General features: G+C 39.7%; 17 protein-coding genes. 12 read left to right on the forward strand and 5 right to left on the reverse strand.

What is annotated here, in order from left to right:
- Positions 1–14: 14 nt before the first annotated feature.
- The 4 genes from GKR92_12995 (at position 15) to GKR92_13010 (ending at position 3,279) form a co-directional block, all read left to right on the forward strand.
- Entirely contained in the window at positions 15–221 is a 207-nt protein-coding gene (locus GKR92_12995; GenBank protein QMU62566.1) for a hypothetical protein, read from the forward strand.
- Positions 222–264: 43 nt separating this feature from the next.
- A complete protein-coding gene (htpG, locus tag GKR92_13000; protein QMU62567.1) occupies positions 265–2,226 on the forward strand; it encodes a molecular chaperone HtpG in 1,962 nt (653 codons plus the stop codon).
- Positions 2,210–2,665, forward strand: a complete 456-nt coding sequence (locus tag GKR92_13005) for a YcgN family cysteine cluster protein (protein QMU62568.1) — start codon at positions 2,210–2,212, stop codon at positions 2,663–2,665. Before htpG ends, GKR92_13005 begins: the two co-directional genes overlap by 17 nt.
- 80 nt (positions 2,666–2,745) lie before the next feature.
- Positions 2,746–3,279 (forward strand): BON domain-containing protein, encoded by a 534-nt coding sequence (locus GKR92_13010; GenBank protein ID QMU62569.1) that lies wholly within the window; start codon positions 2,746–2,748, stop codon positions 3,277–3,279.
- A gap of 45 nt (positions 3,280–3,324) precedes the next feature.
- Here GKR92_13010 and GKR92_13015 read toward each other — a convergent pair whose 3' ends face one another.
- Positions 3,325–3,984 carry a glutathione S-transferase family protein gene (locus GKR92_13015; protein QMU62570.1) on the reverse strand — a complete coding sequence of 220 codons (660 nt, stop codon included), beginning with the start codon at positions 3,982–3,984 and terminating at the stop codon, positions 3,325–3,327.
- Positions 3,985–4,042: 58 nt separating this feature from the next.
- Between GKR92_13015 and GKR92_13020 the strand changes: the two genes are divergently transcribed.
- On the forward strand, positions 4,043–4,444 hold the full coding sequence (locus tag GKR92_13020; protein ID QMU62571.1) for an RNA-binding protein: 402 nt from the start codon (positions 4,043–4,045) through the stop codon (positions 4,442–4,444).
- 80 nt (positions 4,445–4,524) lie between these two features.
- Here the strand turns inward: GKR92_13020 and GKR92_13025 are convergent, their stop codons facing one another.
- The 3 genes from GKR92_13025 to GKR92_13035 all read right to left on the reverse strand — a co-directional run bounded on the left by GKR92_13025 (position 4,525) and on the right by GKR92_13035 (position 6,320).
- Positions 4,525–5,337, reverse strand: a complete 813-nt coding sequence (locus GKR92_13025; protein ID QMU62572.1) for an FHA domain-containing protein — start codon at positions 5,335–5,337, stop codon at positions 4,525–4,527.
- 221 nt (positions 5,338–5,558) lie between these two features.
- Positions 5,559–6,062: an FHA domain-containing protein gene (locus tag GKR92_13030; GenBank protein ID QMU62573.1), complete on the reverse strand. Its 504-nt coding sequence runs from the start codon at positions 6,060–6,062 to the stop codon at positions 5,559–5,561.
- Positions 6,063–6,152: 90 nt separating this feature from the next.
- A complete protein-coding gene (locus tag GKR92_13035; protein QMU62574.1) occupies positions 6,153–6,320 on the reverse strand; it encodes a hypothetical protein in 168 nt (55 codons plus the stop codon).
- Positions 6,321–6,591: 271 nt separating this feature from the next.
- Between GKR92_13035 and pcnB the strand changes: the two genes are divergently transcribed.
- From pcnB to GKR92_13065, 6 genes are all read left to right on the forward strand, one after another.
- Complete coding sequence (gene pcnB, locus GKR92_13040; protein QMU62575.1) at positions 6,592–7,893, forward strand: polynucleotide adenylyltransferase PcnB; 1,302 nt, start codon at positions 6,592–6,594, stop codon at positions 7,891–7,893.
- A 40-nt stretch (positions 7,894–7,933) separates the two neighbouring features.
- Positions 7,934–8,440 carry a 2-amino-4-hydroxy-6-hydroxymethyldihydropteridine diphosphokinase gene (folK, locus tag GKR92_13045; protein QMU62576.1) on the forward strand — a complete coding sequence of 169 codons (507 nt, stop codon included), beginning with the start codon at positions 7,934–7,936 and terminating at the stop codon, positions 8,438–8,440.
- A complete protein-coding gene (locus GKR92_13050; protein QMU62577.1) occupies positions 8,427–9,077 on the forward strand; it encodes an AAA family ATPase in 651 nt (216 codons plus the stop codon). The genes folK and GKR92_13050 overlap by 14 nt, the downstream gene beginning before the upstream one ends.
- A gap of 18 nt (positions 9,078–9,095) precedes the next feature.
- Positions 9,096–9,893, forward strand: a complete 798-nt coding sequence (gene panB / locus GKR92_13055; protein QMU62578.1) for a 3-methyl-2-oxobutanoate hydroxymethyltransferase — start codon at positions 9,096–9,098, stop codon at positions 9,891–9,893.
- Between the two features lie 26 nt (positions 9,894–9,919).
- Positions 9,920–10,771 (forward strand): pantoate--beta-alanine ligase, encoded by an 852-nt coding sequence (locus GKR92_13060; GenBank protein ID QMU62579.1) that lies wholly within the window; start codon positions 9,920–9,922, stop codon positions 10,769–10,771.
- A 246-nt stretch (positions 10,772–11,017) separates the two neighbouring features.
- Complete coding sequence (locus GKR92_13065; GenBank protein QMU62580.1) at positions 11,018–12,580, forward strand: glucose-6-phosphate isomerase; 1,563 nt, start codon at positions 11,018–11,020, stop codon at positions 12,578–12,580.
- Here GKR92_13065 and queG read toward each other — a convergent pair whose 3' ends face one another.
- Positions 12,581–13,645, reverse strand: a complete 1,065-nt coding sequence (gene queG / locus GKR92_13070; protein QMU62581.1) for a tRNA epoxyqueuosine(34) reductase QueG — start codon at positions 13,643–13,645, stop codon at positions 12,581–12,583.
- 24 nt (positions 13,646–13,669) lie between these two features.
- Here queG and GKR92_13075 point away from each other — a divergent pair, with 24 nt between their 5' ends.
- Positions 13,670–15,169 carry an NAD(P)H-hydrate dehydratase gene (locus tag GKR92_13075; GenBank protein QMU62582.1) on the forward strand — a complete coding sequence of 500 codons (1,500 nt, stop codon included), beginning with the start codon at positions 13,670–13,672 and terminating at the stop codon, positions 15,167–15,169.

Raw genomic sequence — 15,169 nt, forward strand, 5'->3', positions numbered from 1 at the left:
TTAGGAGAATGACGATGGATGACAACAGCAGAAAAGATATTCGAGCTTTGCTCAAAACCTTTGGTGTAAAAGCCGATGAAGCCATCGTTGGGCATTTAGCTAAAAACCCAGATGTAAAACAACTTAACTTAAAAGCCACCTTAGAAGATTTGACGGATTATGGCCCAGGTGCACCCAGCGAAAGTTTATCTTTTGTAGTAGATGGTCAAATAAATCGTTAAGTTAAAACCGTAAATTTTAAATAACCAACGCATTATTAAGAGTATGAATACAAAAACAAACAAAAAGACCGAAGACAGTAACAAGAAAGAAACATTGCAGTTTGAAACAGAAGTTTCACAACTTCTGCACTTAATGATTCATTCGCTTTACTCAAATAAAGAAATATTTTTACGCGAATTGATATCCAATGCATCGGATGCGTGCGACAAGTTACGTTTTGAGGCGATCTCTGATGATTCCTTATTAAGTAATGATGCAGAGTTAAAGATTCAAGTCGAGTTTAACAAAGAGGACCGCACCGTAACGATACGAGATAATGGTGTGGGTATGAGTCGTGATGAGGTGGTCAGCAATGTGGGCACGATTGCCAAATCAGGCACCAAAGAGTTTTTAGATACACTTACGGGGGATCAAAGTAAAGATTCGCATCTTATCGGCCAGTTTGGAGTAGGTTTTTACTCTGCATTTATTGTTGCCGACAAAGTTACCTTAATTACCAGGCGTGCTGGGCTTGAAAATAATCAAGCCGTTCAGTGGGAATCTGAAGGTACCGGTTCGTATACATTAGAACAGGCTGTAAAAGAACAACGTGGAACTGAAGTTATTTTGCATCTAAAGAAAGATGAAGATGAATTTTTAAGCAGTTATCGTCTGAAATCAATTATTGGCACCTATTCAGATCATGTGCCTTTGCCTATTGAGATGCTCAAGGAAGATGAGATCAATAATGATGAGACCAAGGAAGATCAGAGTGGTGAAGATGATAAAAGTGAGCTTACCAATGAGTGGGAAACGGTAAATAAAGCTTCTGCTTTATGGGTGCGCCCTAAAAGTGAAATTACTGAAGAAGAATACAAGGAGTTTTATAAACATGTAGGGCATGACTTTGTTGATCCATTATTGTGGACCCATAATCGAGTGGAAGGGAAAACGGAATACACTTCCTTGTTGTACGTTCCTTCGCAAGCGCCGTTTGATTTGTTTGAGCCCAATACAAAGCATGGTGTCAAACTCTATGTACAACGCGTGTTCATTATGGACGATGCGGATAAGCTAATGCCACGTTACCTGCGTTTCGTGCGTGGGGTGATAGATTCAAATGATCTACCGCTGAACATTTCGCGTGAAATTCTGCAAAACAATAAAGTTATCGACAATATACGTTCAGGTTCAGTAAAAAAGATTCTTGGTTTGTTAGAAAAGTTAGCTAAAAATGAGTCTGCTAAGTATCAAGAATTTTGGAATGTATTCGGCAAAGTTTTAAAAGAAGGTCCTGGCGAAGATTTTGCTAATAAAGAAAAAATAGCCAAGCTACTAAGGTTTGCATCAACGCATCAAGATAGTGATGGACAAACGGTTTCTTTGGATGACTACCTTGCGCGCATGAAATCTGATCAAGAGAAAATCTACTTCATTACTGCAGATAACTATGCCGCAGCTAAAAATAGCCCGCATCTAGAAATTTTCAAAGAAAAAGATATTGAGGTATTGCTACTTTCTGACCGCGTAGATGAATGGTTGATGAGTCATCTAAATGAATATCAAGAAAAATCTTTTGCTTCAGTAGCTAAAGGAGAACTTGATCTTGATAAGCTAAGCAGTGAGGAAGATAAAAAAGAACGCGAGAAAGCAGAGAAAGATGCAGAAGGATTAATAGAGCGCATCAAGAGAGTATTAGAAGAAAAAGTAGAAGATGTGCGAGTCTCGCATCGTCTAACGAGCTCTCCGGCCTGTATCGTGTTGAGTGAACAAGATATGGCGTTATATATGCAGAATCTCATGAAACAAGCCGGACATGACATGCCCGAGAGTAAGCCGGTATTAGAAATTAATCCGACGCATACTTTAGTGCAGCGCATGGAAAATGAACAAGCTGAAGATCGTTTTGAGGATTGGGCGCGAATTTTGTTTGATCAAGCGATTCTTGCAGAAGGTGGGCAGCTTGAAGATCCGGCTACCTTCGTCAACCGTTTGAATCAGATGATTAATGAAATCGCCAAATAAAGAAAAATCAGAAAAACCATTCTGGAAAACCAAAACACTTGTAGAGATGTCCCAAAAAGAATGGGAATCTCTCTGCGATGGCTGTGGGAAGTGTTGTCTAATTAAATTAGAAGATGCTGAAACTAAAGAGCTGTTTTATACCGATGTAGCATGTCATTTGTTAGATGAGAACACCTGTCAATGTAAGGACTATAAGCATCGTAGAAAACTGGTTGATGATTGTCTGCAACTTGAGGTAGACGACGTCGAAGAATTCAAGTGGTTGCCGAAATCTTGTTCATATCGTCGACTGCATGAAGGCAGAGGGCTGCCTAAATGGCATTACTTAATTTCTGGTGATCGCAGTACCGTGCATAAAAAAAAGAAATCTGTCAAAAATCGTGTCATTAGCGAAACAGAAGTGATGGAAGTAGCGGAGCACATAGTTTACTGGGTCTAAGCAATGGTTGATAATTTATGTATATCAATTCAAGTTTTTATAGCTCGTAATGTATGAGTAATAACAAATAGAGAAAGAATATGAATTTAAAAAATATAGTAATGGCTGCACTATTAAATTTAGTTTTAATATCATCTTTGTTAGCTGAAAGTGCCGGCGAACATGTTGATGATGCGGTCATTGCTTCTAAAGCAAAAACAGCACTTATTAGTGAAAAGAATGTTCCTGCAAGGAATATCAATGTTGAAGTCTCTAAAGGGGTTTTGCAGCTCTCGGGGTTTGTCAGTACTGAATCTGAAGAATCAATAGCACTAAGTATTGCGAATAGCGTTGCAGGCGCAAAAAAAGTGTTGGATGCACTGATTGTATTTCCTGGTTCTAGAAGTGCAGGTGAGGTTTTAGATGATGCTAATATTTCTGCAAAGTTAAAAACAAAGCTTACAAAAACTACCGGATTGGGCGGAGCAACGGCTATCACTACCGAAGTAAAGCAAAAACAAATACTACTTGCAGGGTTTGTCGAAAATGAAAGTGTTAAAAGTGCAGCAGCTGAAATGGCAAATAGTATAGGTGGTGTTGCTAAGGTTCATAACCTAATTGCTGTTAAGGAATGAGTAGTTAATTCTAGTTTGTAACTCGTAAATAAGTTTCAAATTATCTTATTGCAGGATACTAGCCAAATACCCGTTCTGACCCTTAATTTTGTTGGTGTAATGCAGGTCAAAATTATCAATAATCGATTTTTGAACAGACTTTAAATCGAGTAAGTTGTCCCGCCATTTTTTAAGTTTTGGAAAGGTGTTCCAATCAATTAGATTCAATTTTTCATTCATAAAATCTAAGCGTATCAGCAACGGTGCATAAGCAGCATCAATGAGCGAAAGTTCTTCGCCATTAAAAAAGGTGGAATCACCTAAAATATCTTCCACTCGTTGCAATCGCTCTACACACTCATTCATTTGCTTTTTCATATCGGCTTCTTCGTTATGATCAGAAATCATGTACAAGTCAGCTAAACAAGTGCCACCGTATTCAATCCAAGCACGGTTTTTCGCTAAAGTAAGAGGGTCGGAAGGTTTTAAAGTGCCAGGGGTAACATCATCTATAAATTCGTTAATCACCGCAGACTCAAAAAGCACTTCTTTATCATCTACTTTTAGAACGGGTACTTTGCCTAAGGGAGAAATTTCAAGAAACCAATCTGGCGGGTTGCTTAATTCAATAAAGGTGATGCCATAGTCACAATTCTTATGAATAAGGGTAATGACACTGCGTTGCACAAATGGGCAGACGTTAAAACTAATCAGTTCTAGTTTCATGGTAAAGATTTCAGCGGTTTAAAGTGATGAATTATACTGATGAGGTTAGAATAAACCTATGCCTGAAGATAAGAATATTCCACAAAAAGTCCGTGTAGATAAATGGCTTTGGGCAGCACGGTTTTTTAAAACACGCGCTATTGCAGCCGATGCAGTGAATGGTGGCAAAGTGCATGTAAATGACCAACGCGTGAAATCATCTCGACCCGTACAAGCGGGAGACCAGCTTGAAATTACCCGCGGTCAAATACATTCAGTTGTAAAAATAGTCGCACTAAATGACAAACGTGGCCCAGCCAAAGCCGCGCAGCTGCTTTATGAAGAAACACCACAAAGCATACAAGAGCGTGAGCTTAGGACTGAACAACGAAAATTATTAAATGCCAGCATGCCGAAGTCTCACGGCAAGCCAGATAAACACCAACGGCGTGAAATACGCAAAGTCAGCGGGAAGCACTGAGTTTGTGTAAATTCATGTATTTTATGAATAGCTGACTATCCATGAATTAGGTAACTAGATTATTTTTGCGAAAGAGAAATTTATTGGCTGATCTTGAATTCAATAACGGATTTGGATTTGTCGTCCACAGGTTTGCCCATGCTCATTAAACCGTTAGCCACGAGGGTTTGCTCGTCTTTTGAGACGTGGATTTTCTGGCCGTTACTAAATTCGATATAAGTGCCATTGAAGCTACTGTCTTCAACTAAGAACTTTCCATCTTTCAAAATTATCTGTGCATGCATTCGAGAAACGAATTTGTTCTGAATGATAATATCGCAACTAGGGTCACGTCCTACTTTGCAGGTGTCTTTGTCTGTTGTGAGCACATGCTTTTTACCTTTTATTAATAGCTCAATCGTTACACCCTTATCTTTTCCATTTGATTTCCCATTAGCGGTTGTATCAATCTCTGGAAGCTCGGCAGGCTTTTCAACTATTTTGGGTTTGGCTATTTGTTTTTCTGCAGGTGCATTTTCTTTACTTGCTGCTTCAAATTTCTCTTTAGAAACAGCTTCTATATTGGTTGCATCTAGTATCTCTTCTTCTAAATCTTTTATAGATGCCGCTATGCTTGATTCAGGCTTGCTTTCATCCTGTAATGCTTCTTCCAATTCCATTACTTTTGATTCGCTAATGTCTAGCGAAGTATTTTTATTTTCTTGTTTAGACTTGCCAGCAACGGAAGATTGAGTTTCTTCTTCCTGTGCTGCTTGATCTTCCTCAGGGAGATCATCTCTACGATCAATCTTTCGGCGGCGGTTTTTGGTAACGAGTACGCCTTCACTATCAATGAATGGATAAGTGACTTTTCTGCCCCAACGACGACGTTCTTGATTTCTGCGTTCTTTCATAAAAAAGGAGGATAAACTAATGAATGTCAAAGTATGCGGAAATAGCTAACACTTTGAATACCTTAAGACTATTCTCCAGCCAGATGGTAGAAATCTACCGATTAATGAAGCGAGAAATAGCTTAATTTTAGCCATTCAACAATTTGCAGAGGTTATGTGGAGGGGGTGCGGCTAGATTGGTCGTTTGAAGATTTATTTAAATCTAGATCGCTTGGAATAAATTATGGGCAGAAGTAGTGAATAACGTCTTTTTCAACGTATTCAATTGGGGTGCCTAAGCTTACGATACCGCTACCATGTAGTTCCATTTTTTCACCCATTAAAAACATCTCACCTTCTTCGTTTTTAATATAAGTGCCATTGGTGCTGTGGTCGGTAATGGTGAATTCACCATTTTCAAACTTAAATCTTGCGTGGTGGCGAGAAGTGTAGCGGTTTTGAAAAATCAGTTCACAAGCTTGTGCACGACCCACAATAATTTCGTTTGTGCCGGGAAATAATTCACAGACTGCTTCTTTATGCCAAAGAAATAGTCTGGTAGCTTCTTTTGTAGACTCTTCGTTATTGCGGTCTATTTGAATATTATTGATTCTTCTGTCAGGTGTTCTTCGCCTGTTTTCACGAACTAAAGTTTGCTCGCTATCAAAAAACGGAAAGGGTGGTTCACTTTCCGTTTTACGACGATCGTCTAGTGCCCTTCGTTCATTGATGTGTTCAGAATTCATGTTGTTATTTTTAGTTGAAGCGTAACGACTACCTCACACGAATAAAAACTCATGTGCATGTTACGGGTAACGCATCAAGCTGAGGTTACGTTACGTAATAATTAGTAATGACTGAGTTAGCTGTGGCGCCCATATTTTGAACATTGCATAGCCATAGGTGGCAAGACCTAAAAACAGCCAGGTTGCGAGTAAAATTACCGGAGAAATCCTCTGTTCGTTAAAACTGGGAAGACTAGCGTTATCTACAAGTTGTGTCATCGACGTACCTCAAAGACTAGATGTTGAAATTCTAGGTAGAAATTTTAACATGTTGAGTGTTAAGTTGGTATGTCGTTGGGGTAATTTTTTATTCACAATTACAAAGTAAATTGTGTGGTTTTTTTGACAAAATATGTATCTGGAATGACTGGAAAGTGAGCAGATTTGCCTCATTTTAATTTCCTTTTGAATCAAGGTAATGGTTAAAAATGCTATGATAAGTTAAAGATATTACTGATAATTTTATTCCATTTGAAAGACTAAATAGCGCATGAAGGATTTAGATCAAAATCACAATAAAACCTCAATGAACAGGTTGGGTGAGCCTTCGATTGATTCGAGCTTGATCTGCGAAGGTGCTTTGGATGTAATTTCCCAATTGCATGCAGCCGGATTTAAGGCCTATATCGTAGGTGGTGGTGTTCGCGATTTGCTGCTAAATCTTCACCCTAAAGACTTTGATATTGCCACAGATGCCACCCCAGAGAACGTGCGCGAACTATTTGAGCATAGTCGAATAATAGGTCGGCGATTTCGCATTGTGCATGTTTACTTCGAAGGTGGCTTTACTGAAGTAGCAACATTTCGTGCTGCTAATACGGCTAGTGTAAATACACAAGGACGTATCATTGCAGATAATACTTTTGGCAGTATTGAAGAAGATGCATTTCGACGTGACTTTACGGTTAATGCATTGTTTTACGATTCTGAGAAAGATCAAATCCTGGATTTAGTAGAGGGTCTGCAAGATGTCGATGCAAAAGTATTGCGCGTTATCGGAGACCCTGATCTGCGTTTTCGCGAAGACCCAGTACGTATGTTGCGTGCGGTAAGATTGGCTACAAAATTAAATTTTGAAATTGAAGAGAGCGCTAAAGATGCCATTATACGCTTAGGCTGTTTATTGTCTGAAGTACCTTCAGCGCGGTTGTTTGATGAGATGATTAAACTGTTTCATGGCGGCTTCGCGTTGCAAACCTATCAAGGCTTGCGTGACTTCGATTTATTTCGCCATATGTTCCCGTTAACGGAGCAAGTGTTAGATCAAGGTGCTAATTCGTTTACTAATTTGGTTAAAATAGCATTAGAAAATACCGATGACCGCATACGTTCAGGAAAATCGGTTACCCCTGCTTTTTTGTATGCTGTGTTTTTATGGGGGCCTATGTGCAAGCTGAGCAAGCAATTAGAATTGGATGGTCTTTCTCCTCAAGTAGCTCATGATGCGTCAATAAAAGACACGATTCTTTCGCAACTTCCTTACACTTCTATTCCTAAGCGTTTTTCTTATTCAATGCGCGATATATGGAATCTGCAACATCGTTTTTATCGTCGTCGTGGCAAACTAGTATATAAACTTTACGAGCATGATCGATTTCGTGCTGCATATGATTTCCTATGTTTGCGAGCCAGTGCGGGTGAGCCAGTAGAGGAGTTGTGTGAATGGTGGACAGTGTTTCAAGATGTCGATGATGCTACACGCAAGAAAATGATACACGCGCAACAAAAAAAATCTAATCAGTCTGGGTCAAATACGAAATCTGGCCGTTCTAAAAAGAAAACCTATCACTAAGCTTTAGATAGTTTTTAAACGCCACGATCAAAATAGTGTGATGCAAACGGTAGATGCCTATATAGGTTTGGGTAGTAATTTATCAGACCCTCAAGAACAAGTTACCCGTGCATTGCAGGAGCTAGATTCTATATCGGATACTCATTTGATGAAGGCTTCAGGTTTGTATGTGAGCAAGCCAATGGGGCCGTCAGATCAGCCTGACTATGTAAATGCTGTAGCGAAGATTTCAACGAGTCTGCCGCCAGAAAGTTTGTTAATTGAGCTACAGGGCATTGAGCAGGCGCACCAAAGACAAAGAAAAGATCAACGCTGGGGGCCAAGGACCTTGGATTTAGATATTATTCTATTTGGTGATCTACAAATGGATACTAAAACTCTGCAAATCCCACATTACGGTGTGGCGGAACGAGAATTTGTACTTATTCCTTTACAAGAGCTGCAAGCGGACCTCATTATTCCGGGTAAGGGACCGGTTGAGGATTTGATTGCGCAGTTGCCGCCCTATGAGCTATCAAGAATAAATAACCAAAATGATCAAGCATAATCTTAAATATATTGTTGTAGAGGGCCCCATTGGTGTGGGTAAAACCAGTTTGGCGCAGCGCCTATCGGATGAATTTGGTTCAACTTTGTTGTTGGAGCACGTAGATGACAATCCGTTTTTGGAACGTTTTTATCAAAACCCTCGTGAGGCTGCACTTTCAACTCAATTGTATTTTTTATTGCAACGCACCAAGCAGCTTCAAGAATTTAAGCAAGCCGATATTTTTTCGCCGGTAAGAGTTGCAGATTTCCTAATTGAAAAAGATCGTTTATTCGCGCAAGTAACATTGAATGCAAGTGAATATGAATTGTATGAGCAAATCTACTCGCACTTAACGATCGATGCTCCAAAGCCCGACTTGGTGGTGTACTTGCAAGCCCCAGTAGAAATTTTGTTACAGCGTATACGTAAACGCGGACGCGGTTATGAACGATTAGTTGAAACGGCGTATCTAGAGCAGTTGAATGAGGCTTATGCAAAATTCTTTTACGATTATGACGGCGCACCATGTTTAATTGTTAATGCAAGTGATATTGATTTTATTAATAACGATCAAGACTATGAGCAGTTGTTGGGTGAGATTTTAAATACAGATGCGGGTAAGCGATACTTTAATCCGCTACCATTTGTAAGTTAAACCATTTGTAAGTTTAAAATGAGCATCCATAAACCAAACAAAAATATAACGCTTACTCGCTTGCATGCTATGAAGGCTAGTGGTGAAAAAATTGCCTGTCTCACCGCTTATGATGCGAGTTTTGCTTCCATACTGGATCAGGCTGGGATGGATATTATTCTTGTAGGGGATTCTCTTGGGATGGTCGTGCAGGGACGAGACAGTACGGTATCAGTGACTATGGAAGATATGATCTATCATAGCCAATGTGTAAGTAGCGCAGCTAAACAGGCTTTCTTGATTGCAGATATGCCCTTTATGTCTTACACCAATGTAGAGCAAGCTCTAGCAAATGCCACTGATCTAATTCAGTTAGGTGGTGCGCAAATGGTGAAACTAGAAGCATCCAGCCGCCAAGTTAGTATTGTGCAAGAGCTCAGTGAATGTGGTATTCCAATTTGTGCGCATTTAGGTTTACGACCGCAATATATTCATAAGTTGGGTGGATATGCCATGCAAGGTAAAGATGAAGCCAGTGCAAATGAACTGTATCAAAGCGCGCAAAGTTTACAGGCGGCGGGTGCAGATATGTTATTGTTGGAATGTGTACCAGATGCCTTAGCGCAAAAAATTACTCAACAGTCTTCCATTCCGGTAATTGGCATTGGTGCCGGTTCACAATGTGATGGCCAAATACTGGTACTGCATGATGTGATCGGTATTACGCATGGCGTGACTCCTAAATTTGCAAAAAACTTTCTTGCAGAGGCGGAAGATATACAAAGCGCAGTCGTAAACTATGTGCAAGACGTGAAAAATCTTAAGTTTCCTGCTTAATACATTTCATTTTTTAAATTTCCTGTATGCAAACTGTAACCACCGTTGCTGAATTACGTCAGCATATTAATAAATGGAAGAATCTGGGTAATAAAGTTGTGTTGGTGCCTACTATGGGTAACTTGCATGCAGGCCATTTAACGTTAATGAAGCATGCACATCGCTGTGGAGACAAAGTGATATGTAGTATATTTGTTAATGCGCTGCAGTTTGATCGCAGTGAAGATTTAAAAGTATATCCTCGCACACCTGAGCAAGATCTTGCGGCATTACAAGTTGAAAATGTAGATCTAGTATTTATGCCGGAACATGAAGAGGTGTATGCAGCAGTGCATAAACCCCAGCAAGCTATACCCAAGTATCCACTTAATGATCAGTTATGCGGTAAATATCGACCAGGCTTTTTTGATGGCATCGCTGAAGTGGTGGCGAGACTATTTCACATGATCCGTCCAGATGTGGCGGTGTTTGGAGAAAAAGATTATCAGCAACTGATTATCATTAAACGTTTAGTTCAAGATATGAGTTTTCCAATTCTGATTGAGCAAGTCCCTACTCAACGTGAAGAGGATGGACTTGCTTATAGTTCTCGTAATTCATATCTAAATGTAAACGAAAGAGCACAAGCCAAACAAATTCATGAGGCATTGTTAGAAGTTAAAACCCAAATTGAATCAGGGTCTCAAGATTTTGCTGAAATTGAAAAGCAGGCAATGAGCCACCTTATGAAGGCTGGATTTCAACCAGATTATGTAGCAATCAGGAATGCTAAAGACATGGAGCCTGCAAGCTATAGTACTGATTTTATTGTAATTTTAGTGGCAGCATGGTTAGGGAAAGCGCGCTTAATCGACAACTTACTGTTACCGAAGCGCTAATTCAGTATACTTTGCAAAAGAATATTTATTAGTTAAGGAGATAGATATGTGGGTGTTAGTAGTAATTTGTGTAGTGTTAACGTTTATTCTTGCAGTATGGGCGCAGCTAGATGTATTTGGTGTAAAACTTACACAACTTATACAATTTAAGCGCGTATCAAATGACGATTCTTAACGCTTAAAAAAAATTTCAGATAAAGGCGCTTTAATTAGCGCCTTTATTTTTTGTGCGATATTAAAATCACTATGCGTGACTCAATAACACAATTATCATCCTACCAAGCGCTTGCTTCACATTTTGAGGAAACAAAATCTCACAACATGCGAGATATGTTTGCGCAAGATACAAATCGTTTCTCCACTTTTTCTGTCCAGTTTGATGGCCTGCTGCTTGATTATTCAAAAAATCGCATTAATTCAGTAACCATTGAAAAACTTGTTGCGCTATTTGATGAATGCGATGTGCATGCATGTCGAGAAAAAATGTTTTCTGGAGAAAAAATAAACTCAACTGAAGATCGAGCAGTCCAGCACACAGCATTACGCAACTTAGAAAACCAAAATTCAGCGTTAACAAAAAAACAAGTTGCCATCCTATTGCTTATTGAGGCTTTTGTAGAAAAAGTTGATCGGTCTAATATTACAGATATTGTAAATATTGGTATCGGAGGCTCCCATCTCGGGCCATTGTTTGTTTGCGATGCATTGCAGGAAATATCTAAGCCCAATTTAAGTGTTCATTTTGTAGCGAATGTGGATGCTGAAGAAATTAACCGCGTATTGAATAAACTGAATCCTGAGAATACGCTCTTTATCGTTACTTCTAAGAGTTTTACTACGCAAGAAACACTTACCAATGCAAAAACTGCAAGAAATTGGTTATTAAAAAGTGAAAATCTAAAAAATGAAGACCACTTCGTTGCGGTGACAGCTAATGTTGAAAATGCACGAAAGTTTGGTATAGCAGAAGAAAATATATTTCCAATGTGGGATGAAATTGGTGGCAGGTATTCGTTATGGTCTGCGGTTGGTTTATCTATAGTGCTATCAGTAGGAATGGGTGCTTTTAAAAATTTGTTGAAGGGCGCGCATGCAATGGATGAGCATTTTATAAATGCTCCTACAGATAAAAACATCCCTGTTTTAATGGCATTACTGGAGGTTTGGAATCAAATCTTTCTTGAAGCTCAAGCTCATGTGATTTTGCCTTATGACGTAAGGCTGAAATTACTGCCTGCTTATTTGCAGCAATTGGTGATGGAGAGTAATGGAAAGTCTGTTGATCGAGAGGGTAATGTTTTAAATGTTCCAAGTTCACCAATTGTGTTTGGGGATGTGGGCACCAACGCGCAACATAGTTTTTTTCAGTTGTTGCATCAGGGAACGCATCAATTGAGTTGTGATTTTATAGGGGTTGCTAAGCCTGGGCATGATAACCACGTGCAGCACGACATGCTATTAGCCAATATGATTGGCCAAACTCAGGCCTTAATGCAGGGACAGACTCTCGAAGCAATAGGGCCCGCGAAGTATGCAGAGCATAAAGTTTTTCCAGGTAATCGAGTCAGCAATACTATATTTTTAACCGAATTGAACCCCTATTCGATAGGCCTACTAATAGCTATGTATGAACACAAAACATTTGTACATGGCGCTCTATTAAATATTAATTCATTTGATCAAATGGGTGTTGAGCTGGGCAAACGCACTGCAAATAATTTGTTAGATAAAATCAAAAATAATGGTTTAGTTACTGATGAGGATTCATCAACTATTGGGCTGATTGATTTTTATAAGCAGAATAAATAGCTAATTTAAATGGTGTTGTTCTATTGCCCATGCAACGTGTTCACGTACTAATTCACTTGGGTGGCTCTGTTTTTCTTGCAAAGCAGTATTGATTTTTGAGCTGCTAGGTGCATTGCCCAGTGCGACGGCAATATTTCTTAACCAGCATTCATAACCAATGCGTCGAATAGCGGATCCTTCAGTATTCTTTAAAAATTCTTCTTCGCTCCAGCTAAATAAGCTTATAAGTTCTGGCGCATCTAAATTATTTCGTACTGCAAAGTCTGCTAGTTCGCTTTTTTGCTCAAAGCGATTCCAGGGGCAATATAATTGGCAGTCATCGCAGCCATAAATGCGATTACCCATGGCTTTTCTAAATTCAATAGGAATTGATTCTCTAAGCTCTATTGTGTGGTAAGAAATGCAGCGGCGAGCGTCTAATTTATAAGGCGCAATAATGGCTTGTGTAGGGCAAATTTCAATACATTTGTTACACGTGCCACAATGATTTTCAACGGGTGAATCTATGGGCAAGGGCAGGTCGGTATACAGTTCACCTAAGAAAAACCATGAACCGCATTCGCGGTTAATTAAATTAGTGTGTTTACCAATCCAGCCGAGTCCTGCTTTTTCCGCCAGGGCTTTTTCTAATACGGGTGCGCTGTCAACAAATGCACGGTAACCAAATGGGCCAACTTCTTTGGCAATTTTATCAGCGAGTTTTTGCAAACGTTTGCGAATCACTTTGTGATAATCGCGGCCTAGTGCATATCTAGAGATATAAGCTAGTTCATGGTTGTTTAATACATCTTCTTCATCTGCGGCATCAGGTGTTTGGTAATTTATACGAGTAGAGATTATGCGGATGGTTCCTGGGATCAGTTTTTCAGGTTGTGAGCGTTTTGTTCCGTGCTTATCCATGTACTGCATTTCACCTTGATAACCAGCTGCTAACCAATTCATAAGATGAGTTTCGTGTTCACTCAATTCAGTATTGGTAATTCCAACTTCATCAAAGCCAAGTTCAATGCTCCAAGCTCTTATGTCTTGCGCGAGTTTTGAGAAATCTGTAGTGGAGCTATTCATTTAGGGCTTAGATATACTTTGCTTATGAGTGATTTTGTAAAAGATGTTTATCTTACTGAGCAAGTGCGGGAATTAGATCGCACTGCAATCGAAGAATTTAATATACCCAGTTTTAGCTTAATGCGACGGGCCGCTGAAGCTGCGTTTCGTGAAATTCAACTAGCATGGCCAAATGCGAACCATATCATTGTGTTGGCAGGTACGGGTAATAATGGTGGTGATGGATATGTAATTGCCAGTATTGCGCTAGCTGCAAATCTTAAAACAAAAGTAATTCAGGTTGGAGATCATGCCAAATTACAGGGCGATGCCAAAAAAGCCCATGATATGTTTGTTGAAAATAATGGGTTTTGTACTGCTTTTGATGAGCATGAGTTCTCTGGCTGTGACGTTATTGTAGATGCCTTGCTGGGGACAGGATTGACTCGAATAGTTAAAGGAGATTATGCAACGGCTATAGAATTAGCCAATCAACATACTGCTCCTATTCTTAGTGTAGATGTTCCATCTGGATTGGATGCAAATAACGGTTGCCCATTAGGTGTTGCGATACAAGCAGACAGCACGGTTACTTTTGTAGGGATGAAGTTGGGTTTATTAACCGCATCAGGGCGAGAGTATTCAGGTAAAATAATTTTTAATCATTTGCAAATACCAAAAGAAGTTTATCAATCTATGTCATCTACCTGCCAACCTATCTGCAAGTCTATTCAATTAAGTGATCTGCACGCTGTGCTTGGAAAACGTGATGTCGATGCGCACAAAGGTGATTATGGCCATGTGTTGGTTATTGGTGGAAACGCAGGGATGGCAGGATCGGTGATGTTGGCTGCGGAAGCTGCGGCAAGAACGGGTAGCGGTTTAGTTTCTGTTGCAACGCTTCCGCAGCATGCAAATACTGCGTTGCAGTCTTGTAGAGAAATTATGATGCATGGTGTTGCCTCTATAAAAGAATTAAACCCACTGTTGAAGCAGGCGACAGTGGTGGCCATTGGGCCAGGTTTAGGGCAAGACGCTTGGGCTAAAAAATTATTTTCGCGTGTATTGGAATTTGATATTCCTATGGTTGTGGATGCCGATGCGCTTAACCTTCTAGCGGGCGAGCCTTTGCAAAAAGAATCTTGGGTACTTACACCTCATCCAGGTGAAGCTGCACGTTTATTAAATAGTACTACTAAAAAAATTCAGAAAAATCGGTTGAACTCTTCTCAGACTTTGCAAAATCAATATGGTGGGGTAGCAGTTTTAAAAGGCAGTGGAACCTTGGTTACAAGTGGGATTGCAAATGAAAATGAAACATCGATTTGCACAGCTGGAAATCCTGGTATGGCGAGTGGTGGAATGGGAGATGTGCTAACAGGAATTATTGCAGGATTACTTGCACAAGATTTGAGTGCCTATGATGCTGCATGTTTTGGGGTACAACTGCATGCGCAAAGTGCTGATCTCGCAGCAGAAGATGGAATGCGTGGAATGTTGGCGAGTGATTTATTTGTTCCTCTGAGAAAATTAATTAATTCTTAA

The sequence above is a fragment of the Gammaproteobacteria bacterium genome, assembly GCA_014075255.1.
Lineage (GTDB): Bacteria > Pseudomonadota > Gammaproteobacteria > UBA4575 > UBA4575 > JABDMD01.